A 25,061-nucleotide genomic window follows, 5' to 3' on the forward strand; every position below is an offset into this window, starting at 1 on the left:
GGCGAATAAGATGCAAGGTATAGAAAACCCTTGTGTGCTTTAAGTGCTAAGCGCAGCGGCAGAGGAGAGAAAGATGGTTGGCAGATTAGATGATTTTTTGAAGTTTCACGAGGCTGCCTTGTCAGTCCGGGGGCAGCGTCAGCAATTGCTGGCATCCAATATTGCCAATGCTGACACGCCTAATTACAAGGCGAAGGACATTGATTTCTCCAGTGCTCTTAGCCATGCGCTGGGACAAAACCTGAACCAGTCGCCGACTGCCTTGAGCAAAACTGCAGCGCAGCATATTGATACACCGGGTAGCGTGGCAGGCATGGCCGCACAATACCGGCCGACAGTGCAGGGTAGTGTGGATGGCAATACCGTGGATATGGATGTGGAACGCAATCAATTTACCGACAATGCCCTGCGTTATGAAGCCAGCCTGACCATCATCAATATGCAGATCAAGAATATGTTGGCAGCAATACAGGGATAATCAAGGATAATCATCATGTCACTCTTTAATGTCTTCAATGTTGCAGGATCAGCCATGAGTGCGCAGTCACAGCGCCTGAACGTGGTGACCAGCAATCTGGCCAATGCAGACAGTGTCACCAGTTCAGACGGTACGCCTTACAAAGCCAAGCAGGTGGTGTTCAGCGCGGTGCCGGTTGCTGGTACTGCGTCTACTGCCGTCAAGGTAAATGAGGTTGTAGAAGATACTAATCCGCCTAAACTGATGTATGACCCGAAACACCCGATGGCGGATGAAAAAGGCTATGTCGCCATGCCAAATGTGAATGTGGTGGAAGAAATGGTGAATATGATTTCAGCATCACGTTCATATCAAAACAATGTAGAAGTCATGAATGCGGCAAAAACCATGCTGCTGAAAACCTTGACTTTAGGGCAATAAGATTTTCTGTAAGGAATAGATCATGGCTACCACTGGCGTACAAAGCAGCACCGTCGATCCAACATTGCTGGCGACGATGAACGGGGCGAAAGCTTCAGCAAATTCGACAGAAGATGCAAAAAACACCTTCATGACTTTGCTGGTAACCCAGCTCAAGAACCAGGACCCGCTGAACCCCATGGACAATGCCCAGGTGACCAGTCAGTTGGCGCAATTGTCGACGGTGTCGGGTATTGATAAGCTTAATGCTTCGGTCACTGCCCTGAGCGCCAGTTTCCAGAGTGGGCAGAACCTGCAGGCCGCCAGCATGATAGGCCACGGTGTGATTGCGCCTGGTAATTCCATGATAGTCACAGATGGCAAGGGTATCTACGGCGTTGAATTACCGCAGGCCGCCAGCAATGTCGAAGTGGTGATCCGTGACAGCTCGGACGTGGTCGTCAGAAAAATGACGCTGGGTGCCTTGCCGCAAGGCGTGAATACCCTGACCTGGGATGGTAAAACCGACGCCGGTACGACAGCCGTCAATGGTGCCTATAAATTCGAATTTGTCGCCAATGCGGCAGACAAAAAACTGGATGCGACCAGCCTGGCATTTGGCGTGGTATCGAGCATTACCTCTAGCTCTCAGGGCTTGAAGCTCAGCCTGCCGAATATTGGTGATATCAGCATGAATGATGTAAGACAAATTTATTGATCCTTGGAGTAATCCTGTATCAAATCCTGTAGTAATGCGTAACAACGAACTAGCCTAAGTAAGGGAGAAATATCATGGGTTTTCAACAAGGACTGAGTGGACTTAACGCTGCTTCCAAATCCCTGGATGTGATTGGTAATAATATTGCCAATGCCAGCACCGTGGGTTTCAAGCAAGGACAAACGCAATTTGCCGACGTCTATGCCAATTCACTTAATGGCTCTTCTGCAGGTACTGTGGGTATTGGTACTAAAGTATCGGGCGTCGTGCAGCAATTCACGCAGGGTAATATCTCGACGACGAATAATCCACTCGATATCGCAATTAACGGTGGTGGCTTCTTCCGCATGTCGACCAATGGTGCCATCACCTACACACGCAATGGCCAGTTCCAGCTCGATAAGCTGGGCAATATCGTCAATGCGCAAGGTGCGCAATTGACTGGCTATGTGGCCAATGCTGCAGGTGTATTGTCTACGGGTGCGGCAGCACCTATCAATATCAATACCTCAGATATTGCGCCAGCACAGTCAACGCTGATCAATGCTGTCATGAATCTGGATTCGCGCAAGCTGGTGCCGGGTACGCAGTTACCGGCGACCATCCCGCCAGTGATTACACCTATCGCATTTAGTGCGACCGATCCAACTACCTATAACAGCTCAACTTCAATTGCTGTGTTTGACAGCTTGGGTAATTCGCATGTCGTCCAGTCATTCTTTGTGAAGCGCGACAATATTTTAACGCCACCGACCTTGCCAGTGACGATAGAGTGGGATGTCTTTGCCACTGTTGATGGTGTTCTGATCGCTGGTGCCGGTGCTACAGCCAATTCCATTACCCGTCTTGGTTTTGATAATCTTGGTAAATTGAGTTCGGTAACGCCACAGTTTTCTGCTACAGATCCGCGTGCGACTACTTTGACAGTGCCAGTTAGTACTGGTGCTGTGACACCGATTAATACGGCGCTTGATATCAAATACGATTTCACTGGTACTACGCAATTTGGTTCAGATTTCAGCGTCAGTAAAAATACCCAGGATGGTTATGCATCCGGCAAACTGGCCAAATTTAATACAGCAAAAGATGGCACCATCGTCGGCAGCTATACCAATGGTAAAACAGCTGTTCTGGCGCAAGTGGTGCTGGCTAATTTTACCAATCCGAATGGTTTGCAATCGACTGGTGATAATCAGTGGATAGAAACTGCAACTTCTGGCAATGCGCTGGTCGGGCCACCAAATTCTGGTGCATTGGGTACTTTGACTTCGTCTGCGACCGAGGATTCAAATACCGATTTGACGGGTGAACTGGTGAACATGATCACAGCCCAACGCGTCTACCAGGCTAATGCACAAACCATCAAGACCCAGGATCAGGTCTTGCAAACACTGGTCAACCTGCGGTAATAGCGGCAGCCATTACCTGAATTGATATGCATGTTTTAAATCTCGGACAAACTGGAGCAGCTCATGGATAGACTGGTATATACCGCGATGACCGGTGCCAAGCATATCCTTGAGCAGCAGGCTACTGTCTCGCATAATCTGGCGAATGCCACGACCACGGGTTTTCGGGCGCAGCTCGATTCTTTCCGTGCCGTGCCAGTCAAGAGCGATGGTTTGCCTACCCGTGCTTTCGTGGTGGATGCTACCGTGGGTACGGATTTTTCTACCGGTGCCATGCAAAACACAGGCCGTGAGCTGGATGTAGCAATGCAGGGCAAGGGCTGGCTGGTGGTGGAAAAGGCCGACGGTTCCGAGGCTTTTACCAGACATGGCAGTTTGAAAGTCAGCGAAAACGGTATCTTGCAGACACAGAGTGGTTTGACTCTGGTGGGTGATGGCGGTCCTATTACCATACCGCCGGAAGTGTCAATTGCCATCGCCAAGGACGGCACGGTATCGACTATCCCCACAGGTACCAAACCAAACGCGGTGCAAGTCATAGGCAGGTTAAAACTGGTCAATCCTCCTGAAGAAAATATGGTACGTGGAGATGACGGTTTATTCAAAACCAAGGATGGTGTTGCCGTCGATGCCGATCCTCTGGTGGGTGTGGCTGGCGGCATGCTGGAAAACAGCAATGTGAATGTCGTCGAATCCATGGTCAACATGATTAATCTGGCGCGCAGTTTTGAAATGCAAATGAAGCTTTTGCAGAATGCCGAGAATAACGCCACTAAAGCCAGTCAGATCCTGACTTTGAGTTGAGTGCTTCTGTAGCACAATAGCCTTGTAGAAGGCTTTGCCGTACATATAAAGCGAGGCAAAGTAAACCAAGGTACAAGGGGAAAGCAATGATACGTTCATTATGGATAGCCAAGACTGGCCTGGATGCGCAGCAAACGCAAATGGACGTAGTGTCCAATAACCTGGCCAACGTCAGCACCAATGGTTTCAAACGTTCACGCGCAGTGTTTGAAGATTTGCTGTATCAGAATATACGCCAACCCGGTGCGCAAAGTTCACAACAAACGCAATTGCCTTCAGGCTTGCAACTCGGTACTGGTGTACGTCCAGTCGCCACAGAAAAGATTTTTACTCAAGGTAACTTGCAACAGACCGGCAATAGCAAGGATGTGGCAATACAAGGCCAGGGTTTCTTCCAGGTCTTGCTGCCTGATGGTTCTACTGCCTATACCCGCGATGGTTCCTTCCAGACAGATAATCAGGGACAGTTGGTCACTTCCAGCGGTTTTGTGATCCAGCCTGCAATCACCATTCCGGCCAATGCGCAATCCATTACAGTGGGACGCGACGGTACGGTGTCGGTGACACAGCCAGGTTCAATCGCGCCTGTGCAAGTCGGTTCACTGCAACTGGCCACTTTTATCAACCCCGCCGGTTTGATGGCGATGGGTGAAAACCTGTATGTGGAAACAGCAGCGTCCGGCAACCCTGGTACGAACACACCTGGCACCAATGGCGCTGGTTTGCTGATGCAAAGCTTTGTTGAAACGTCCAACGTCAATGTGGCAGAGGAACTGGTCAATATGATACAGACCCAGCGCGCTTATGAAATCAATAGCAAGGCAATCACTACATCAGATCAGATGTTGCAGCGTCTGTCGCAACTGTAGAGATGATAAGAGTCTGCATTCATATTGTTGAATCCTGGTTGGTGAGTACATCATGAAATACACAAAATTTTTCTTACTGTTTCCGTTGCTGGCACTCACGGCTTGCGCAATGACGCCGCCGCCTATCGTGCATCAGCCTACCTCTATTCCTGCGCAATCGGCCAAGCCACAAAAGCAGGCGAATGGTGCGATTTTCCAGCAAGCTACTTATCGCCCTTTGTATGAAGATGCCAGGGCACGTATGGTTGGTGACACCTTGACGATTTCTATCGTCGAGAAAACTTCGGCAGGCAAGGCTGCAGCTGCATCCAACAGCAAGTCAGGTGCAGCTTCTTTTGCCGCGCCTACTGTGTTTGGTATTCCTGCGACGACAACAGCGCAGGCTGGTTTGGCCACTTCGTCTTCTACCAAATACGATGAAAAAGGTGCGCAAACTGCCAGTAATAATTTTACCGGCACGATCGCCGTGACAGTGATCGATGTCATGCCTAACGGGAACCTGCTGGTCAGTGGCGAGAAGCAGCTGGCCTTTGATAAAGGGGCAGAGTTCGTGCGTTTTTCCGGCGTGATCAACCCCACCACGATTGCAGCAGGTAATGTCGTGGCTTCCACCCAGGTGGCAGATGCGCGTTTTGAATATCGTTCCACGTCGAAGCTTGATGTGACAGAAATGAGTTCCATGTTTGCGCGGTTTTTCCTTAGCTTCCTTCCTTTGTAGTGAATGTTTATAGCGAATTGTCAGGATAGTTTTATGAACGCACTTCCCACATCCAGAATGATCAAGGCCGCCATGCTTGCCATGGCCGTGATGGCTGCCATGATCACAACGGAAAGTCGTGCAGAGCGTATCAAGGATCTGGCAGGCATACAGGGCGTACGGCAAAATCAGTTGCTCGGCTATGGCCTGGTCGTTGGCCTGGATGGCAGTGGTGACCAAACCACACAAACCCCGTTTACCGTACAAAGTATTATCAGTATGATGCAGCAACTGGGTGTCACCATACCTGTGGGTACCAGCCTGCAATTAAAGAATGTGGCCGCAGTCATGGTGACCACGTCCTTGCCACCCTTTGCGCAGCCAGGGCAAACACTGGACATCACAGTGTCATCGATGGGCAATGCCAAGAGCCTGCGTGGGGGCACCTTGTTGATGACTCCTCTAAAAGGTGCTGATAACCAGATTTACGCCATGGCACAGGGTAATGTGCTGGTTGGTGGTGTTGGTGCTTCTGCAAATGGCAGCAAGGCGCAAATCAATCATTTAAGCGTAGGTAAAATCTCTTCCGGTGCGACGGTAGAGAGGTCTGTGCCCAATTCCGTGGCGCAGGGTGCGACCATACAGCTGGAATTGAACAGCTCTGATTTTTCTACCGCCAGCAGAGTTGTTGACGCAATCAATCGCCGCTTTGGCCCGGATACGGCTGCAGCCATGGATGGTCGTGTGATACAGGTAAAAGCACCGGCCATTGCCGATCAGCGTGTATCTTTCCTGGGTAATCTGGAAAACATTGATGTAACGCCAGCGCAAATGGCCGCCAAAGTGATTTTGAATGCCAGGACTGGTTCCATCGTCATGAACCAGGCAGTGACACTGGAAACCTGTGCAGTGGCACATGGTAATTTGTCCGTTGTCATCAATACAGATAATACCGTTAGCCAGCCAAATGCCCTGGCCGCTGGACAAACTGCGCCGACTGCAAATTCAACTGTCACGATCAGCAAAGATGCCGGGCAACTGTTAATACTCAAGGCGGGTGTTTCCCTGTCTGATGTGGTGAAGGCTTTGAATGCCATTGGTGCTACACCACAAGACTTGCTGGCCATATTACAGGCGATCAAGGCATCTGGTGCCCTGCGTGCAGACCTGGAAATTATCTAAGGAATCGTGATGATAGGTCGCACCGATTTCACCGATAAAACGGCTTTCGACAGCAAAGGGCTTGATGAGCTTAAGCAGTCGGCCAGGAATAACTCGCCTGAAGCGATCAAGGGTGCCGCCCAGCAATTCGAAGCATTGTTCATGAACATGATGCTGAAATCCATGCGTCAGGCAGGTGGACAGGATGGCCCCTTTGATAGTGAACAAAGCCGCATGTACACCTCCATGCTGGATCAGCAATTGTCGCAAACCATGGCAAAAAAGGGTGTGGGTCTGGCAGACGTATTGGTCAGGCAATTGTCCAATAACGCTATGAACCAGGCGCTGGAGGGCGATACCAGCAGTAAGTCTGCGAATGCAAGCTCCACTGGTAACTTCGGCAATATGGGGAGTTCTGCCAGCGTGCGCGGTATTAACACTTACCTGGATAACCTCAAGTTTGAGCAAATGCCAGCGAACGCGCCAAAAACTGCCTATACTGGACCTAACCATGTACGTGAATTCCAGGAGAAACTGGCCGTACATGCAGAGCAGGCCAGCCAGGAAACGGGTATTCCTGCCAAATTCATGTTGGGTCAGGCCGCACTGGAAAGCGGCTGGGGTCGCCGCGAGATCAAAACTGCTGATGGCTCCAGCAGCCACAATATCTTTGGCATGAAGGCAACAAAAGGCTGGAAAGGCAAGACAGTTGACGCTGTTACAACAGAATATGTAAATGGCGTGGCTCAGCGCAAGGTAGAGAAATTCAGGGCGTATGATACATACGCGGATGCGTTTAAGGACTATGCATCATTAATTACTAAAAACCCACGTTATGAAAACGTGATTGCAAATTCCAAAGATGCATCAAGCTTTGCCCAGGGTTTGCAAAAAGCTGGTTATGCCACTGATCCTGAGTATGCCAATAAGCTAACAAAGATCATCAAAAACTCCCTTTCAACATAATTTCAATATAAGTTTCCCCAGTGAAAGTGCAATCAGATTAAAGTTTTACGGAATCGCACCGAAAACATGATTGAAAGCACTGGGTGTATAACTTAGCAAAAAAGCAGGTTCAATTATGGGTTCAAATATATTTGGCATTGGATTGTCTGCACTGAATGCGGCGCAGTTGGGCATTACGACGACCGGTCATAATATTGCCAATGCATCAACACCCGGTTATAACCGTCAAACTATTCTGCAAGCTGCGAATGAGCCGCAAAATCTTGGTGGGTCTTTCATAGGGCAAGGCGTGTCTGTTACCCAGATACAGCGCCAATACAATTCTTTCCTCGGTGGCCAGGTGAATGCTTCCCAGTCTGCCAAAAACCAGGCTGACGTGTATTTCACTCAAATCAGCCAGATCAATAATCTGGTTGCTGATCCGACCGCAGGTGTAACACCTGCATTGCAGGATTTTTTCAAGGCTTTTCAAAATCTGGCCGCCAGCCCCAACGGTACCGCAGGTGCCGCAGCGCGCCAGGCGGCATTGTCATCTGCGCAATCATTGGCCGGGCGCTTGAATGGCTTGCAGACACGTCTCGACCAGATTTCTGCTGACGTCAATGGTCAAATTGGCACTACGGTTAATGCGATCAATAGCTATGCAACGCAATTGGCGAACTTGAATGACACTATTGAAAAGGCACAAGGTACTTCCAGCAGCAGTAGTGGCCCGAATGATTTGCTTGATCAGAGAGATCAAATCGTTACTGAATTGAGCAAGCTGACCAAGGTCAGCGTGGTGCCGCAAGGCGCAAAATACAATGTCTTCATTGGTAATGGTCAGCCACTTGTACTCGGTAGCAATGTCAATCAACTGGCAGTGAGCCAGTCGCTGACTGATCCTACCCGTACAGAAGTGTCTTACCTGGCCAACGGTGTGCCAGTCTTATTGCCTGAAAACAGTTTTGCGGGTGGCAAGCTGGGCGGTTTGTTCGATTTTCGTGCCAGCACTCTGGATGTTGCGCAAAACAGCATAGGCAGGATAGCGATAGGTCTTGCCACGCAATTTAATGACCAGCAAAAACTTGGCCTGGATTTGAATGGGCAGGTTGGCGGTAATTTCTTTAGTGTCGCCGGGCCTGTGACTACCCCAAGTGCACTGAATACTTCGACGGCCAGCATTAACGCCACTATTACCGATACGACGGCCTTAACCACTAGTGATTATCGTCTGCAGTTTATAGGTGGTAATTATAAGATTACCCGTTTGTCTGATGGCGCAACGCAGTCTTCTGCAACCCTGCCTTTAAAATTTGATGGTATTAACTTTCAGCTGGCACCACCACCTGCGGCGGCTGTGCCAGCTGCCGGCGACGAATATTTGATCAGACCAACAGCGGCTGGTGGTTCCACTTTTGCAGTGGCTATACAAGATCCTGCCAAACTGGCAGCAGCGGCTCCTTTAACGACTTCTTTTCCCACAACCAATACAGGTAGTGGCAAGATCAGCGTTGGTGTTGCCAATTCGCAGGTGTCATCTGGCAGTAACTCGGCTACTGCCACCATAGGGCCTGCGACTGCTGATGATTCTTTTCTTGGTTCTACCCTGGCTGCTCCAGTCAACCTGACATTTGCTTCACCAGCGAACACGATTTCCGGTTTTCCGGCGGGTGCGACCGTGTCAGTCAAAGTTGGCGCAGTCACGACAACTTATCCGCCTCCAGCGACCGTGCCATATACCAGTGGTGCCACCATCAGTTTTAGCGGTATCAGCTTTGCAATCAAGGATGGGGTCACACCACCCGCCAATGGTGACACCTTTACCCTGGCAGCGGCTTTGCCGGTAGCGGCAAGTACGCTGACATACAACGCTGCAGGTAATACAATCACCGGTTTTCCCGCTACTGCCAATGTCACCGTGACCAATGGCAGTGTATCGACCATCTATCCGGCAGGCACGGCAGTTCCCTATACTTCGGGATCTACCATTAGTTATAACGGTATCAGTTTTTCTGTTTCGGGTAATCCTGCCAATGGCGATGTGTTTAATGTAGCTCCGAACACCAATGGCTCTGGCGATAACCGCAATGCAGTTATCCTGAGTAATTTACAAACTAAAAATACTGTGGCTGGTAGTACTACGACTTTTCAGGGTGGCTATGCCCAGTTCGTCAGCCTGGTGGGCAACAAGGCCCATGAGCTGGAAATTACCAATGCCTCTGAAACAAAATTATTGGCCCAGAATATCACGGCCCAACAATCTGAATCCGGTGTGAACCTGGATGAAGAAGCAGCAAATTTATTACGTTATCAGCAAGCCTATCAGGCAGCAGGCAAGCTGATGCAAATTGCAAGTACATTGTTTGACTCCTTATTGGCGTTGGGCAGATAGAGGTAATCATGCGTATCAGTACCAGCACTATTTATCAATCCGGCGGCGCCAGCATTAGTGACCTGCAGGTCGGCTTGAACAAGACCCAGCAACAGATTGCTGCTGGCCGCCGTATATTGACTCCGGCAGATGATCCCATCGCGTCTGCGCGTGCACTGGTTATTTCGCAGTCAGATTCTATCAATACGCAGTTTGCCACTAACCGCCAGGCTGCCAAAAACAATCTCAGCACAGCTGAAAGTTCTTTGGGTAATGTCACCGATACGCTGCACAATATCAAGACGCTTATTGTTCAGGCAGGTAATGGTTCTTATACAGATACCGAGCGTGGATTTATTGCCCAGCAACTCCAGGGCAATCTTGACCAGTTGTTTGGTTTGGCAAATTCTACGGACGGCACGGGTAATTATCTGTTTTCCGGTTTCAATACGACCACAGCGCCTTATACAAAAATTGCTGGTGGCGCTGCTTATAATGGTGATCAGGGTCAAAGATTTATCCAGGCAGATACTTCCAGGCAGATACCAATCAGCGGACCCGGCACGGATATTTTTCAAAATATCCGCACCTCGGCCGGTCAGTTCAATGTGCAGTCCAACCCTTCCAATGTTGGGCTGGCGGTGGCCAATGCGTCGATCAATGTACCTACCTCGGCAAATCTGACGGGTAATAACTACGAAGTTGCGTTTGATAATCTGGGTACTTCATTTACTGTCACAAATAAAACCACGGGTAACGTGGTGGTGCCATTGACCCCGTATGTCAGCGGCGGAACGGTTACCTTTGATGGCATAGATTTGAATGTCACCAACGCCGGTGGACCACCGGTAGTTGCGCCTGGTCCTGGCGATAAATTCTCAGTGCAGCCTGGTAATCAGAATATTTTTGAGACTGTCACCGACATCATCAACGCCCTGAATACACCAGCAAATACGGTTGCAGCCAAAAAAGATTTGAATGCCGCGCTCACGCAAGGCAATAATAATCTCGACAAGTCATTGAATAATGTGCTGACAGTACGTGCGCAACTGGGTACCAGCCTGAAAGAAATCGATGATCTGGACAGCGAAGGTGATGCCAAGGGCGTCGCCTTCAAGCAGGATTTGTCTGCCTTGCTGGATCTTGATTATGCCAAGGCCATTACTGAACTCAATCAGCAGCAGACTACTTTGCAAGCAGCACAGCAGTCATTTGTCAAAACGTCGGGGCTGTCATTGTTTGACTATATTCGTTGATCGCTGATGATCGATTGGATGATATTGGATAGTCCAAGTTAAAAAACAAAAAGCAAAACAAAAAAGCAGCCTCGGCTGCTTTTTTGTTTATGCGTCATATTCTTTAAATCTTTTCCATATCTTCTGCATCCAGTGCAATCACATGAGTTTGCATGATGCCATGCTCGTCATGCCATTCGCGCACGACACAGGGCGCGCCTTCTTCATCCATGGCGATGACTTTAAAAAACTGACCTATCATCGATTCGATGAGGATACGTTCATCTTCGGGAAAGCTCTTGATAAATCTTTTGTCGAGATTGACCACACGGACGATATCGCCCACGACGACAGGTTGGTTCTTGCAATCGACAGCGGCTTGAGGTGCAGACATGATTATTTCCAAATTAATTATTGGGGATATTGTACTTGGTCTCTGTCATTCTGCAGCAGGCAAAATAAAAAGGCTTGATTGTTTGAGCAATCAAGCCTTTAGATTTCAAACTTCAGATTCCAAATTTTACATTCAGGAAGTTTTCTTTTCCCGCGCTACCCAATACAGCGCAATGATAATCAACGCGTATGGGATCATGGACAAGGCATTGGCATTGACACCTTCAAAGAACGGGTTATTTGCCGTGGCCCAGTCACCGATTTTCTTGTCGAAATCAGTCAGGATGCCAGCGGTGAATGCAATCACAATGCCAGCCAGCGCGCCACCTGCGATATAGCCAGATGACAGCAAGACACCAGAACTGCGGTCGCCCGCTGCCTGTTTCTCTTCTTCAGTGAGATGCTTATTATGCTCCAGCTTGTTGTTACGGCGATCTACCGCCCAGCGTATCATGCCGCCGACAAACAGCGGGGCAGAGGATGACAATGGCAAATACACGCCAACCGCAAAGGCCAGCGATGGTATGCCTGCCATTTCCAGTACCAGCGCAATCATCACGCCAAACAAGACCAGGGTCCAGGGCAGTTGTCGGTCCAGGATACCCTTGATGATGTAAGACATCAGCACGGCTTTAGGCGCATCGTATTTCTTGACTTCAGTACCGTCAGGGCGTTTGTTGTAAGCACCATTGATACCCGGGTCAACCAGATAGACTGCCTTGCCGGCATTGTCGACAAAGTATTTACCAGCAGGGCCGCCGACATTGTCATTCTTGTGCCAGACCTTGTATGTGCCTTTGTCTGTATCAGCTTGCGGGCCTTGCAGTTGCGCAGTGTCGGTCAGTTTTGATGCATCTGTCTGCAGAGCAGGTGCAACCTGCGCTGCTGGTACATACACAGTGCCAGAGTCATTCAGCTTCAACAGAATAGGCCCAAGGATCAGGGCCGATGACAGGGCACCTGCCAGGATTGCATATTGCTGCAAACGTGGGGTAGAACCGACGATGTAACCGGTTTTCAAATCCTGTGACGTAGTACCAGCGTTGCTGGAAGCGATACAGACAATCGCACCAACAGACAGGGCAGTGACATAGTATTGACCACCAGTCCAGCCCATGATCAGGAAGATCAGGCAAGTGAACAGCAGGGTTGCTACCGTCATGCCAGAGATAGGGTTGGAAGAAGAGCCAATCTCACCAGTCAAACGGGAAGAGACAGTAGCAAACAGGAAGCCGAATACCAGGATTAACAAGGCGCCCAGGAAGTTCATGTGCAGCGGCGTCGCAAAAGTGATGATGGCGATAATGGCCAAGGCACCGATGACTACCCATTTCATGGGGATATCCTGGTCCGTACGCAGCGGTGCAGTTGCTGCCGCAGCCCCTTTGCCCAGGCCAGATAAACCAGCCGACAAGCTGCGCCAGATAGTAGGCATGGCACGCATCAGGCTGATCAGGCCACCGGCAGCAACAGCGCCAGCGCCGATGTACAGAATATAAGCGCCACGTACGTCATGTGAGCTCATTTCGCTAATAAGTTTGGTTCCTGGAGCCAGTGGTACACTCAATGCATCACCAAAGAACTTGATCATTGGTATCAGCAAGAGGTAAGACATGACACCACCGGCTGCCATGACAGAGGCAATGCGCGGGCCGATGATATAGCCTACGCCCAGCAATTCAGGGGATACTTCTGCACCCAGCGAACCACCTTTGAGTGGGGCACCAAATACGACTTCAGGCGTATCTTTCCAGCCTTTGAGAGCGACGTTGGCAATCTTGTAGAGCAAGCCTATGCCAAATCCGCCAAAAATAATTGCAGCACGCTTGCTGGCATCATCTGCCGCATTGGGGTTATTTGTTTCACCGGCTGCTTCGCGGGAAGAATCAGTCGCTGCAGCCTTCAAGACCTCGGCACAGGCCGTGCCTTCAGGATATTTCAGTTCATCATGTTTTTCCACGATCATGGTTCTGCGCATGGGGATCATGAGCAAAATACCCAACAAACCACCCAGGCAGCCAACCAGCATGACGCGGGAAATTTCCAGGTCAAAGCCCAGGATCAGGATAGCCGGCATGGTCACGCCCAGGCCAAAGGCCAGGGATTCACCAGCGGAACCTGCGGTCTGGGTAATACTGTTTTCCAGAATGGTCGCATCTTTTGCACCCAGCTTATTGCCCAGGCGGAACAGGGTGATGGCAATCACCGCTACCGGAATCGAGGCACTGACGGTCAAACCGACCTTGAGTACCAGATACAATGAAGATGCACCGAAAACCATGCCAAGTAATACACCCATGATCAGGGCTCTTGCGGTCATTTCGGGAAGCTGGGCTGAGGCAGGGATGTAGGGTTTGAAACCCGGCTTGGCATCAGGTGTTGACATTTCTGTTGGCATTGGTCTACCTATTGTTGTCAAAGAAGCTGAATAAGAGGGTGATCTGTTTCAGCACGGCGAATAAATAATCCCCCTCTGGTCTCCTGAGGGGGATAGCTAAAAAAACATAAATATTCGCGCATTATCACGCTTTTTTCAGCCTATTTGCAATGCCATCCTTAAACTTGTTGCATCTCCTCCTGTTTGCTCAGGCGCGGCAAGACCGTAATGCCCCGGATGATAGGATTTTTTGCGGCAAGTATCGCCAGCAACAAGGCTGCCACACCGGCAAAACCCAGGGCATAGCGCAAACCCATGTGCTCACCCAACCAGCCACCTATCAGTGCACCAGGCCCGGCGGGTATCAATATCAGCCAGCGCATGGTACTGGTCATGCGGCCCAGCATGGCTTCTGGCGTGACAGCCTGGCGCAAAGCCAGGAAGTTGATAAAGATCAGCACGCCGCCTATGGAGAAACACATCAGCATGAAACCAAATGCAGCGATGCCCCAGTTATTGGTCGGTGCCAAAGCCAGCAAACCCCAACCCAGACCACAGACAGCCACACCCAGCACCATGCATGGGCCAGGCCCGATATTGCGGCTGATGCGGCTGCCATACACGCTGGCGATAATGGTACCCACACCCATACCCATGTAACTAAGGCCAACAGCTTGCTCGGACAAGCCCAGTTCGCGCGTAGCAAACAGGATTTGCACGACCAGCGCTGCGTTATAGCAAAGCTGCCAGCCACCCACCGTCAAGGCCAGTGCGATCAGCAAAGGCTTATTGGCGACAAAGGACAGCCCCGCCTTTAAATCACGCCAGAAATGCGCGTCTGCGCGCGGCTCCCTGACTTCATTGACGTGAATGCCACGCAAGATCACGGCGGATGTCAGTAAAAGAATGGCATCAGCCAGCAAGGCTATCGGTGCACCCAGCAACTTGATCAAAGCACCGGCAGTAGCCGGACCCGCAACTTCAGCCCCAGAAGTTGCCAGGGCATTTTTTGCATGTGCTTCCACCAGGCGGTCACGCGGTACGATCTGCGTCAGCACGATTTGCGAAGCCGTACCTGCCGTGGTGTTGACCACACCGATCATGAAGCCAACTATATATAACCAGCTCATGTTCAGATAACCCAGCCACCAGGCCACAGGCACACTGGCGACCGAGATGGAAATCATGATTTCGCCGACGACATACACAGGCAGCTTGCGTACCCTGTCCAGCCAGACGCCGGAAGGCAGTGACAGCAAGACAAAGGGCAGGATTTCCATAAAGGTCAGCATCCCCATCTGGGTAGCGCTGGCATGCAGCAAGATAGCTGCTGTCAGTGGCAGTGCCAGCATGGTCACCTGCGCACCAAATGAGCTGATCAGTATCGAAGTCCACAAGCGCCTGTAGACAAGATCGCGTAATAAATCCCTTTCCGGGAGCGAAAACAGTCCTAAAATTTTATTTTTCATAATGAGCAATACAATAATTTGCCCGTGTCTTTATTCTTGACGAGATGAATAGTAGTACACAGGTCTGGGCGTCTATGCGCAACCAGGATGTAGCAAAAAAAATAAAGATGGATGATATGTAATGCCTGGTTTGGCCTGGTATGGCTGAACAAACTGGGTCAGCGATTACTACCGTATCATCGGAGCATCTGGCAGCTAGCGCAGATTAGTCGAACTAGTAGAGCTATTCGAACTTAATGGGGCTTGGGGCATGCGCAAAGCTACGTCGCCAGTGCTGAAAAGCCTGGTTGCACCACGGTGTTACTAGTGACGCTGTAGTTTGCAAGTGCATTTACCCGAGTCCTGAGGGTTGAAAGTGAATGAAAATTGAATCAGAAAATTACCCCGCGTCACAGATTTTTATTGACGCACAGTACAGATAGATTGTATTGCTCTTCATAAGTTCCCGCTAGTGAAAAAAATATGATGTTTGAAAAACCTGTAGTCATGATTGACTTTGAAACCTCCGGCATGTCACCAGACCAGGGAGGGCGCGTTACCGAAGTGGCAGCCTTGCGTATAGTTGGCGGTGAAATAGTTGACCGTTATGTCAGCCTCATCAATTGCAATGTGCGTATCCCTTACTTTATTACTGAATTGACAGGCATTACCCAATCCATGGTGGACAGGGCACCACCAGCATCCGAAGTGCTGCCTGAATTGGTGGAATTTATTGGTACTGATGCGCTGGCGGCCCATAACGCCAGTTTTGACGAAAAATTTTTATTGGCCGAGAGCGACAGGCTGGGCTTGTGGCCAGCCTACGATGGCGTGATTTGCTCAGTCAAGCTGGCGCGCAGGGTTTTTCCTGGCTTGAGCACTTATTCACTGGGGCCGTTGGCGGCTTCGATGGGCATACGTTTCAAAGGTTCTGCGCATAGGGCCGAGGCAGATGCGGAAGTGGCATCTGCCCTGATGCTGCGTATTGCCGGTGAGCTGGGGCAGCGTTATGGCTATGCCGCGATTGATCCCCGTTTGCTGCAAGACATCAATAAACTGACGGCAGCAAAGGTGCCTGCATTTCTGAAAAAACACAGTGCCACGCCTGCTGTGGAGGCAAGTCCTGCATTGCCTGTCAAAACGGGAGTACAGCGTTACCGCCACTACAAAGGCGGGATTTATGAACTGGTTTGTGAAGCAACGCAGGAATCCGATCTCAGTCCCGTCATCGTTTATCGCGCACCTGATGGCTCAATCTGGACCCGGCCAGAGACTGTATTTTTTGAAAAAATACAGGTAAATGGTGCAGAGGTAATGCGCTTTACACCTATCAAGGAATAATCAATAAATAAAAACGCGGACACATGTCATTGTGTTCGCGTTTTTTTCTTCATTCTTGTTTCATTTCTTTATCATGCAGGCTCAGCTTGTACCGCCGGGTTTGCTACTGCTGGCACGGCCTTGGCAGGCCCGTCCGTAATCAGTTTGCGCAATACAGGTATCAGGATGATGAGTACCACGCCAACCCCGACACTACCCCAGCCTAGCAGGGAGAAGATGTAGTTATAGGTTGGATTGGTGGAAGACGCCAGGCCTTCAGTCGCCTCAGGTATCAAACCTGAGAAATTGCTGGCCAGGATAGAAGCCGTGCCAGTTACCAGCATCCAGGTACCCATCATCACGCCCTGATACTGACGTGGTGCCAGTTTGCCTATCATGGCGTAACCGATAGGGGAAATCAGCAGTTCAGCAATACTTTGCAGGAGGTAGCTGATGAATATCCATTTGAAAGCGACCAGCCCATTACCTGCAGCGGTTGCTATGCCTATGGGCAGAACCAGAAAAGCTACGCCTATGATGACCAAGGCAGCAGAGAACTGGCGCGGGATATCGATATTCCAGCCCTTGGCACGCAGCTTGTCGAACAGCATCGCCATCAGCGGGCCGCCAAACATGATGACGAAGCTATTGATGTTTTGTATCCATTGCGGCGCCACTTCATAACCCCAGACCATGCGGTCCACATTATTGACAGCAAACAGTTGCAAGCCCATCGGGGCCATTTGATACAAGGTCCAGAATACCAGTGAGCCTATGGTCAGCAAGACATAGGCCGTCATGTTATTGCGCTCGCGGCGTTCTTTGTGGATCGCAGTCAGGATAATAAAAATGACAGCGATTGCAACACTGATGATCATAACCAGGTTACCCGTCATTTCTGCACGGTGCAGCATGAATTCAACTAGCGGCACCAACCCAGCCATGACAGCCAGGCCAACCAGAAAACGCATGCGGAACTGGTTTGCCGTGGCATCCAGCAGCGTCGTGTTCAAGTCGCATAACCTGCGCCAGTTGACTGCTGCCAGCACGATCGCCATGAAATTGCCTATGGTAGCGAAGATGAACAGGCTGGCATAGTCTTCCTGCAACTGGTAATAACCGGCAGCGGTGAAACCGATAAAAAAGCCCAGGTTCATGCCCGCATAATTCCACAGGAAGGCGCTTTCACGGCGATTGTCCTCAGGCTTGAAGCGTTGCGTCAACATCAGGTTCAGGCAGGTGACGTTCAAGCCGCTGCCAGTCAGGAAGAATGCCAGGCCCCAGTACAGCGTCGCTGAAGTACCTGTGGAAATAGTCGCGCAGCCTATGACTTGCAGGATCATGCCGCCTACAAACAGGTTGCGGTTACTGATAAAACGACCGGCAAGATAACCACCAAACAAATGCAAACCATAATTGAAAGCACCAAACACACCCATGATGGCTGTGGCGTCCTTGACGGTGAAGCCCAGCTTCTTGGTCGCATACAGCACCAGGGTGGAATACAGGACAGCAAAACCCAGGGTGGCGAAAATTTGTATGAAAAACAATGCGCCTGCGCCTTCGGGTACGGCGGCCAATCTTTGTTTGATTGTGGACAAGGTGGTCTCCAGAGTGGTGGTCTGGCAGGCATTGTAATGCAAAGAAATACTGGGAATAAGACAATTTGTATAGATAATTTCTATGGGGAAGGTCAAAGTCAAAAACATGCGAAAATGAATGATAGTCAAGTCAGTTCATTTTCGGATAAACAAGATCATAGGAAGCAATGGATAGCATAGATCTCGAAGTACTCAAAACCTGTGACGCCTGGATCAAGGCGGGGCAGCCATGCGAACTGGTCACCGTTATCAAGACCTGGGGTTCCAGCCCGAGACCGGAAGGCGCCACACTGGCTATTGCAGGCAACGGGCAGGTGGTAGGTTCTGTCTCTGGCGGTTGCATAGAAGACGACTTGATAGAAAGAGTGCAGCGTGAGGGCATGCAGCGTCATTTGCCGGAGATCGTCACCTACGGCATTACCGCCGATGAAGCACACCGTTTTGGCCTGCCTTGTGGCGGCACGATAGAACTGGCAATAGAACCTTTGTCAGTACGCAGCAAGGTGGACACTTTATTGCAAGGTTTGCAAAGGCATGAATTGTTGGCGAGACGCCTGGATTTGCGTACTGGGGAAGTGACACTTGCCAAGGCCGACCCGGGCCAGCAATTACAGATTACTGATGACGCTTTGACGACAGTACACGGCCCGCGCTGGCGCTTGCTCATCATAGGGGCAGGGCAGTTGTCACGATTCCTGGCCAGTATTGCAGTTGGCATGGATTATCAAGTTACGGTTTGCGACCCGCGTGAAGAATATCGTAGCGGTTGGCAAGTCGAGGGCGTGCAATTGATCCATGCCATGCCTGACGACCTGGTCCTGGAAATGCAACTGGATAGCCGCAGTGCCGTGGTCGCACTGACACATGACCCCAAGCTAGACGACCTGGCTCTCATGGAAGCCTTGAAGTCAGATGCTTTTTATGTTGGTGCCATAGGCTCTCGCATCAACAATGCCAAGCGCAGGGAGAGGTTGAAGGAATTTGACCTCAATGATGAGCAACTGGCAAAACTCCATGGTCCCATCGGCTTATATATAGGCAGCAAAACCCCAGCTGAGATTGCGATTTCCATACTGGCTGAATTGACAGCGGTAAAAAATCGCATCTTGCTGCCTGCTGAAGTCAATGTCGCCCATGCCAAATCCACGCTGGCTTGATTTTTTGAAGAAAGAATAGTGAAAAAACGATGACCGACTACGCTTTTCGTCTCTTGAATGTGTTTGCCGAAGAAACTCTGGGTGGTAATCCTCTTTGTGTATTTGAAAATGCCACAGGCATGTCGGATGAGCAAATGCAGGCACTGGCTCTGCAATTCAATTTGTCTGAGACAGTGTTTGTATTGTCCTCAGATGTCGCTACCGCCAGAATGCGTATCTTCACGCCAGATACAGAAATGCCCTTTGCCGGGCATCCCAGCCTGGGTACGGCGCAGGTGGTTGGCAGCCTTAGCAATTCCAGCGAGATTACGCTTGAGTGCAAGGCGGGCCTGGTAGATCTGCGTCTTGAGAATGGCATATGGACACTGACTACGCCGCACAAGGGCGCGCCTGTGGTCAAAGCGAGCGGTTTATCTGTCGCCGAAGCAGCTTCTTTGCTTGGCCTGAATGAAGACGACATTCATTCTGTGCCACTGTGGATCAACACTGGTAGCGAACAAATGCTGCTACCCCTGAATTCACGCGAAGCGGTTTTACGTGCCAAGCCAGACGTGGGCAAGTTGCCGATCTGGCCAGCCAATAGCCTGGGGCGCAAGTCTGTCTATGTATTTGCCTTTGATGATCCACTGGCGGGGGATGAGCGCTTGGCCGTAACAGCACGTTATTTCTTTGCCAAGCAGGGTGGTGGCTTTGCTGAAGACCCGGGCACAGGTTCTGCCTGTGCCAATCTGGGTGGTTGGTGGCAGCATCAGGGGCGTGATTTGCCAGTCAGCATGCGCATTGCCCAGGGTGCTCAAGTCAGGCGGCCATGCCAGCTTTATCTGGATGTGGCGACAGACAAGAACATACGGGTAGGTGGCAAGGTGATAGAAATTGCACAAGGCCAGCTGCAAATCTAGAAAAATTCTTCTGAATCAGGCATAAATCAAGCTGGGTAGCGCATAAATCAACATAAAGCACGGGAAGAGCAGGCGTAAATCCTTTAAAATAGCGACTTCATTCATTTGCACTGAAAAACCAGCGGCCCGACGAACTTGTGTCTGTGGCCCGGTTCAGGATATTCCCCTATGAGCATGTCTACTACCCAGGAAATCGTTGCCGAATTGCGCGCTGGCCGCATGGTGATACTGGTTGATGAAGAAGATAGAGAAAACGAAGGCGACCTGATCATGGCCGCCGAGTTTGTCACCCCGGAAGCTATCAATTTCATGGCCAAGTTTGGCCGTGGCCTGATTTGCCTGACTTTGACAGAAGAGCGTTGTGATCAGTTGAACCTGGCCATGATGACCAGCCGCAACGGCACCTCCTTTGGCACTAACTTTACGGTGTCGATAGAAGCGGCAGAAGGCGTGACCACTGGCATCTCAGCTGCTGACCGTGCCCGCACGGTACAGGTTGCTGTTGACAAGAAGTCCACTGCGGCTGACATCGTCCAGCCTGGCCATATTTTCCCGCTGAAGGCGCAAAGAGGCGGTGTCCTCATGCGTGCTGGCCATACTGAGGCTGGTTGCGACCTGGCAGAGCTGGCTGGCCTGACCCCGGCATCGGTGATTTGCGAAATCATGAAGGACGACGGCACCATGGCCCGTCTGCCTGATTTGTTTGAGTTCGCCAAAGAACATGATATGAAGATAGGGACGATTGCCGACCTGATTCATTATCGCAGCCAGACAGAAAGCATTGTTGACCGAGTGGCTGAACGTGAAATGCATACCGTGCATGGCAGCTTCAAGGCCCTGGTGTATCGCGACAAACCCAGTGGCTCTGCCCATCTGGCGCTGGTGCATGGCGATATCAGCCGCGAAAAAGAAGCACTGGTGCGTGTGCATCAGCCAGTATCCATCATCGATTTGCTGGAAAGCCAGGCTACCACGCATTCCTGGAATGTCGCTGCGGCCATGGCAGCCATCAAGAAGGCAGATTCCGGCGTCATTGTCTTGCTTAATTGCGAAGAAACTGCCGAGCAGATGTTTGACCAGTTCAAGGCACTTGATACGCCAGAAACCAAGCCAGCAGGCCGTGCCGCACGTATGGACTTGCGCAACTATGGCATAGGTGCACAGATTTTGAAGGATGTAGGCGTGGGCAAGATGAAATTGCTGGCCAATCCACGTAAGATGCCGTCCATGACAGGATTTAATCTCGAAGTTGTTGGGTATCTCGATAAGCCGTGCGCAGACAAATAAGGATGAGAGTGCCGGGCCGCAGCAGTGTCGCCAGCGGTCTTTTTAGTGCATTTTCATCACTCACATCACATCAGGCGCGAAAAGCGCAAGAAAGAATATTATGACAGTTGGACATTACGAAGCAAATCTGGATGGTGCAGGCGTACGTGTAGGTATCGTACAGGCGCGCTTCAATGACAATATCGGCAAGGGCTTGCTGGATGCCTGCCTGGCTGAATTGTCATTGCTGGGCGTACTCAATGAAGACATCCTGCACGTCACAGTGCCGGGCGCACTGGAAGTGCCACTGGCCTTGCAAAAACTGGCAGAAACCAATCAATTCGATGCCCTGATCGCCCTGGGTGCAGTTATCCGTGGTGAAACCTACCATTTTGAGCTGGTATCGAATGAATCTGGCGCAGGCATCACCCGCGTTGGCCTGGATGCCGGCATCCCTATCGCCAATGCTATCCTGACGACAGAAAATGATGAGCAAGCCGAAGTGCGCATGCAGGAAAAAGGCCGTGATGCTGCCCGTGTTGCCGTAGAAATGGCCAACCTGACCCTGGCACTGGAAGAATTGGCAGAAGCCACAGAAGACGTGCACTATGATGCCTGATCGTCTGGCTCAGGCTTGAGTTTATATTTAAGTTTAAGCCTGAACGACGATCACCCAGCTTTAAATTAGGTAAGTTAAGTAAGTTAAGTACGATAAGTAAGAGAAGATATGAATAATAAAACACTACACGCCAATCCCAGCAAGAACCGTTCGCCACGCCACCGTGCGCGCGAATTTGCCTTGCAGGGTATGTACCAATGGCTGCTGAATAATGAAGATTCCGGCGCAATTGAAGCTCATATCCGTGAAGCTCACGGTTTTGAGAAGGCAGACAGAGAACATTTTGATTCTCTGTTACATGGTGCAATCAAACAATCCATAGAATTGCGTGAACAAATTGCTCCTTTGATCGATCGTACTATTGCTGAATTGTCACCGATCGAGCATGCTGCTTTACTGATTGGTGCCTATGAATTGAAGAACCACATAGAAATCCCTTACCGTGTTGTCATCAACGAAGCGGTAGAGCTGACCAAGTCCTTTGGTGGACTCGATGGTCACAAGTATGTCAATGGTGTACTCGACAAACTGGCAGCAAAGCTGCGTGCGACTGAGGTTGCAGCAGGTAAATAAGTTACTGACTAAGTTACTGACCATATTTGTAAAAGTATCTACCGCCTTATTTTGAAAGATAAATAAGGCGGTTTTTTTTCAGCCTGTGTTTCTAGGAAGTGCCATGCATCAAAATCTCGCCGCAAGACTGGACAATATCGCCCCTTTTCATGTGATGGAACTCATGAAAATGGCAGCAGAACTGGAAAAGCAGGGCCGTCATCTGATACACATGGGTATAGGCGAGCCAGACTTTACCGCACCGCAAGCGGTGATTGATGCTGCAGCCAAGGCCATGGCAGCCGGGCGTTTGCAATATACCTCGGCCTTGGGTTTACCAGCATTGCGCATGGCGATATCGCAGCATTACCTTGATGTGTTTGGTCTTGAAGTACCCGCTTCCCGCATCATCGTCACCGCTGGTGCATCGGCTGCCTTGTTGCTGGCTTGTGCTGCCTTGGTCGAGCCGGGCAGGGAAGTGTTGATGCCTGACCCCTGTTATCCCTGCAACCGCCATTTTGTTGCGGCATTCGAGGGGAGGGCAAAGCTTATCGCCAGCGGGCCTGATCACCGCTTTCAACTGACTGAAGAAATCGTCCGTCAGCAATGGGATGAGCGCAGCAGTGGTGTCTTGCTGGCTTCGCCATCGAATCCTACCGGCACTTCCATAGAGCATGAAGAACTGGGCAAGATTGTCGCTACAGTAAAAGAGTTGGGGGGCTTCAGCATCGTTGACGAGATTTATCAGGGTTTGACTTACGATGGGGCGCCATTTTCTGCCTTGTCGCTGGATGAGGATGTGGTCGTCATCAATAGCTTCAGCAAATATTTCAATATGACAGGCTGGCGTCTTGGCTGGCTGGTGGTGCCAGAGCGTATCGTGCCTGCACTGGAAAAGCTGGCGCAAAACCTGTTCATTTGCCCATCTTCGATCGCCCAGTATGCGGCGCTGGCTTGCTTTGAGCCTGCGACTATCGCCATTTATGAAGAGCGCAAAGCAGAATTCAAGCGCCGCCGCGATTATATTGTTCCGGCATTGCGTGAGCTTGGTTTTAGTATTCCAGTCATGCCAGATGGCGCATTCTATGTGTATGCCGATTGCTCCAGCTTTACCGACGATGCAGATACTTTTGCCAAGCAGGTGTTGAATGAAGCCGGTGTGGTGATCGTGCCAGGACTGGATTTTGGCCCGGCAACTGCGACATCTTATGTACGTCTGTCGTATGCCAATTCATTTGAGAATTTGCAGGAAGCCGTTGCCAGGCTAAAGAAGTTTTTGGCTAATAGATAATTAAGGCAGCTCGCCAAGACCAATCACTAAGACCAATAAGTAAAAAAGCCGCCTGATCATTTGATCAGGCGGCTTTTTTATCAAGGAGCAGAATTACAGCGCTGCAACCTGGTCTTTTTTCGTTTCTACTGTTGCTTTGGCCTCCGTTGCATCAGGCTTATGTGCAGGAACTGCTTCGACTGGGCGAGCTTGCACAGGTGCTGGTGCAGGAGCGCTAAAGAAGGTAGGTACATTCTTACCTGCGGAGACATCCTTCAGGCGTTTGTATTCATTCAAGACACGTGCGCCATAACCAGAGTCATTGTCGGAATCGGCTGCGCCTACATACATCTTCAAGCCAGCTTCAACAGAACCACCACGGGTGACATAGTCTTTCAGTATCAATGCGCCAACACGGATATTGGCAACCGGGTTCAGGGCAGCTTTAACGCCACCAAGATCCTGGAACTTGTCGTGATGTACTTTGGACATGACTTGCATCAAGCCTTGCGCACCTACCGGGCTTTCGGCAAATGGGTTCAGGCCGGATTCTATCGCCATCACAGACAGGATCAGCAAAGGATCAATCTTGATTTCTTTGGCGGTCAGGTAAGCGGCAGATACCAGCATGTTGGTGGCATCAGTCGCCACGCGGTAGCGTTTGGCCAGCCAGGTGGTTACCCATTGTTGCTGACGCTGGTTGCCCAGCATTTTTGCTTCTTCTTCAGATGCGCTTGCTTTTTGCAAATTGCTGTCAGAATTAGCTTGACCTGGTGCTTGCATCAAATGGGCAAGATTAGGTGCTGGTACGGCTGCTACGGCTTCTGCGGGCTCTTCGCCAGCTTCAGCATAGGGTGACAAACCTTTGAATTTGTCGGTGAGTTCGGGTTTGACATACATCATGACCAAAACGGTCATGGCAATGATGCCAGCGAGTGTCAGCAGGTTGCGCAGGGTGGTGAATAAGCCACTGGTTGTATCACGCGCTACCATGGAGAGCGCTTTGCGCTTATCCATTGAAGAAAAACTACTTTGTTGTACAGCTAAAATAAAACGTTGAAACATTCTTA

General features: G+C 50.4%; 23 protein-coding genes. 18 read left to right on the forward strand and 5 right to left on the reverse strand.

Annotation, left to right across the window (positions count from 1 at the left end):
• The first annotated feature begins 73 nt into the window (after positions 1-73).
• The 11 genes from flgB (at position 74) to flgL (ending at position 11,110) form a co-directional block, all read left to right on the forward strand.
• Positions 74-478, forward strand: a complete 405-nt coding sequence (gene flgB, locus ACO0LD_RS16280) for a flagellar basal body rod protein FlgB (protein ID WP_423008605.1) — start codon at positions 74-76, stop codon at positions 476-478.
• Positions 479-493: 15 nt separating this feature from the next.
• On the forward strand, positions 494-898 hold the full coding sequence (gene flgC, locus ACO0LD_RS16285) for a flagellar basal body rod protein FlgC (protein ID WP_162040922.1): 405 nt from the start codon (positions 494-496) through the stop codon (positions 896-898).
• 22 nt (positions 899-920) lie between these two features.
• Entirely contained in the window at positions 921-1,595 is a 675-nt protein-coding gene (locus tag ACO0LD_RS16290) for a flagellar hook assembly protein FlgD (protein ID WP_423008607.1), read from the forward strand.
• 74 nt (positions 1,596-1,669) lie between these two features.
• Entirely contained in the window at positions 1,670-3,004 is a 1,335-nt protein-coding gene (gene flgE / locus ACO0LD_RS16295) for a flagellar hook protein FlgE (RefSeq protein ID WP_423008609.1), read from the forward strand.
• A 63-nt stretch (positions 3,005-3,067) separates the two neighbouring features.
• Positions 3,068-3,808 (forward strand): flagellar basal-body rod protein FlgF, encoded by a 741-nt coding sequence (flgF, locus tag ACO0LD_RS16300; RefSeq protein WP_423008611.1) that lies wholly within the window; start codon positions 3,068-3,070, stop codon positions 3,806-3,808.
• An 86-nt stretch (positions 3,809-3,894) separates the two neighbouring features.
• Positions 3,895-4,677: a flagellar basal-body rod protein FlgG gene (flgG, locus tag ACO0LD_RS16305; RefSeq protein ID WP_422952096.1), complete on the forward strand. Its 783-nt coding sequence runs from the start codon at positions 3,895-3,897 to the stop codon at positions 4,675-4,677.
• A gap of 52 nt (positions 4,678-4,729) precedes the next feature.
• A complete protein-coding gene (locus ACO0LD_RS16310; protein ID WP_423008613.1) occupies positions 4,730-5,395 on the forward strand; it encodes a flagellar basal body L-ring protein FlgH in 666 nt (221 codons plus the stop codon).
• 72 nt (positions 5,396-5,467) lie between these two features.
• Positions 5,468-6,556, forward strand: coding sequence for a flagellar basal body P-ring protein FlgI (locus ACO0LD_RS16315; RefSeq protein WP_423008845.1), 1,089 nt, complete (start codon positions 5,468-5,470; stop codon positions 6,554-6,556).
• A gap of 9 nt (positions 6,557-6,565) precedes the next feature.
• Complete coding sequence (gene flgJ, locus ACO0LD_RS16320) at positions 6,566-7,501, forward strand: flagellar assembly peptidoglycan hydrolase FlgJ (protein WP_423008615.1); 936 nt, start codon at positions 6,566-6,568, stop codon at positions 7,499-7,501.
• Between the two features lie 115 nt (positions 7,502-7,616).
• Positions 7,617-9,875 (forward strand): flagellar hook-associated protein FlgK, encoded by a 2,259-nt coding sequence (gene flgK, locus ACO0LD_RS16325; protein ID WP_423008617.1) that lies wholly within the window; start codon positions 7,617-7,619, stop codon positions 9,873-9,875.
• Between the two features lie 8 nt (positions 9,876-9,883).
• A complete protein-coding gene (gene flgL, locus ACO0LD_RS16330; protein ID WP_423008619.1) occupies positions 9,884-11,110 on the forward strand; it encodes a flagellar hook-associated protein FlgL in 1,227 nt (408 codons plus the stop codon).
• A 103-nt stretch (positions 11,111-11,213) separates the two neighbouring features.
• On the opposite strand, the gene ACO0LD_RS16335 is transcribed toward flgL, so the two are convergent.
• From ACO0LD_RS16335 to ACO0LD_RS16345, 3 genes are all read right to left on the reverse strand, one after another.
• Positions 11,214-11,483 (reverse strand): hypothetical protein, encoded by a 270-nt coding sequence (locus ACO0LD_RS16335; protein WP_423008621.1) that lies wholly within the window; start codon positions 11,481-11,483, stop codon positions 11,214-11,216.
• Between the two features lie 132 nt (positions 11,484-11,615).
• On the reverse strand, positions 11,616-13,868 hold the full coding sequence (locus ACO0LD_RS16340) for an OPT family oligopeptide transporter (protein WP_423008623.1): 2,253 nt from the start codon (positions 13,866-13,868) through the stop codon (positions 11,616-11,618).
• A gap of 170 nt (positions 13,869-14,038) precedes the next feature.
• Positions 14,039-15,328, reverse strand: a complete 1,290-nt coding sequence (locus tag ACO0LD_RS16345; RefSeq protein WP_423008625.1) for an MFS transporter — start codon at positions 15,326-15,328, stop codon at positions 14,039-14,041.
• A gap of 462 nt (positions 15,329-15,790) precedes the next feature.
• Between ACO0LD_RS16345 and ACO0LD_RS16350 the strand changes: the two genes are divergently transcribed.
• The gene (locus ACO0LD_RS16350) at positions 15,791-16,648 is read left to right on the forward strand and encodes a DUF1653 domain-containing protein (protein WP_423008627.1); all 858 of its coding nucleotides are present in this window, start codon (positions 15,791-15,793) and stop codon (positions 16,646-16,648) included.
• A gap of 71 nt (positions 16,649-16,719) precedes the next feature.
• Here the strand turns inward: ACO0LD_RS16350 and ACO0LD_RS16355 are convergent, their stop codons facing one another.
• Positions 16,720-18,228, reverse strand: a complete 1,509-nt coding sequence (locus tag ACO0LD_RS16355; RefSeq protein WP_423008629.1) for a peptide MFS transporter — start codon at positions 18,226-18,228, stop codon at positions 16,720-16,722.
• A 167-nt stretch (positions 18,229-18,395) separates the two neighbouring features.
• Between ACO0LD_RS16355 and ACO0LD_RS16360 the strand changes: the two genes are divergently transcribed.
• The 6 genes from ACO0LD_RS16360 to ACO0LD_RS16385 all read left to right on the forward strand — a co-directional run bounded on the left by ACO0LD_RS16360 (position 18,396) and on the right by ACO0LD_RS16385 (position 24,012).
• Positions 18,396-19,385: an XdhC family protein gene (locus ACO0LD_RS16360; RefSeq protein WP_423008631.1), complete on the forward strand. Its 990-nt coding sequence runs from the start codon at positions 18,396-18,398 to the stop codon at positions 19,383-19,385.
• Positions 19,386-19,414: 29 nt separating this feature from the next.
• A complete protein-coding gene (locus ACO0LD_RS16365; protein WP_423008633.1) occupies positions 19,415-20,284 on the forward strand; it encodes a PhzF family phenazine biosynthesis protein in 870 nt (289 codons plus the stop codon).
• Between the two features lie 168 nt (positions 20,285-20,452).
• Positions 20,453-21,571 carry a bifunctional 3,4-dihydroxy-2-butanone-4-phosphate synthase/GTP cyclohydrolase II gene (gene ribBA / locus ACO0LD_RS16370; RefSeq protein ID WP_423008635.1) on the forward strand — a complete coding sequence of 373 codons (1,119 nt, stop codon included), beginning with the start codon at positions 20,453-20,455 and terminating at the stop codon, positions 21,569-21,571.
• 100 nt (positions 21,572-21,671) lie between these two features.
• Positions 21,672-22,169: a 6,7-dimethyl-8-ribityllumazine synthase gene (gene ribH, locus ACO0LD_RS16375; protein WP_110253023.1), complete on the forward strand. Its 498-nt coding sequence runs from the start codon at positions 21,672-21,674 to the stop codon at positions 22,167-22,169.
• A gap of 108 nt (positions 22,170-22,277) precedes the next feature.
• The gene (gene nusB / locus ACO0LD_RS16380) at positions 22,278-22,742 is read left to right on the forward strand and encodes a transcription antitermination factor NusB (RefSeq protein ID WP_422952084.1); all 465 of its coding nucleotides are present in this window, start codon (positions 22,278-22,280) and stop codon (positions 22,740-22,742) included.
• Between the two features lie 103 nt (positions 22,743-22,845).
• Positions 22,846-24,012 (forward strand): pyridoxal phosphate-dependent aminotransferase, encoded by a 1,167-nt coding sequence (locus ACO0LD_RS16385; RefSeq protein ID WP_423008637.1) that lies wholly within the window; start codon positions 22,846-22,848, stop codon positions 24,010-24,012.
• Between the two features lie 93 nt (positions 24,013-24,105).
• Here the strand turns inward: ACO0LD_RS16385 and ACO0LD_RS16390 are convergent, their stop codons facing one another.
• Entirely contained in the window at positions 24,106-25,008 is a 903-nt protein-coding gene (locus ACO0LD_RS16390; RefSeq protein WP_423008639.1) for a transglycosylase SLT domain-containing protein, read from the reverse strand.
• Positions 25,009-25,061: the final 53 nt, after the last annotated feature.

Origin of the sequence: Undibacterium sp. Ji83W, from assembly GCF_049340385.1 — a bacterium.
Taxonomy (GTDB): domain Bacteria; phylum Pseudomonadota; class Gammaproteobacteria; order Burkholderiales; family Burkholderiaceae_D; genus Undibacterium.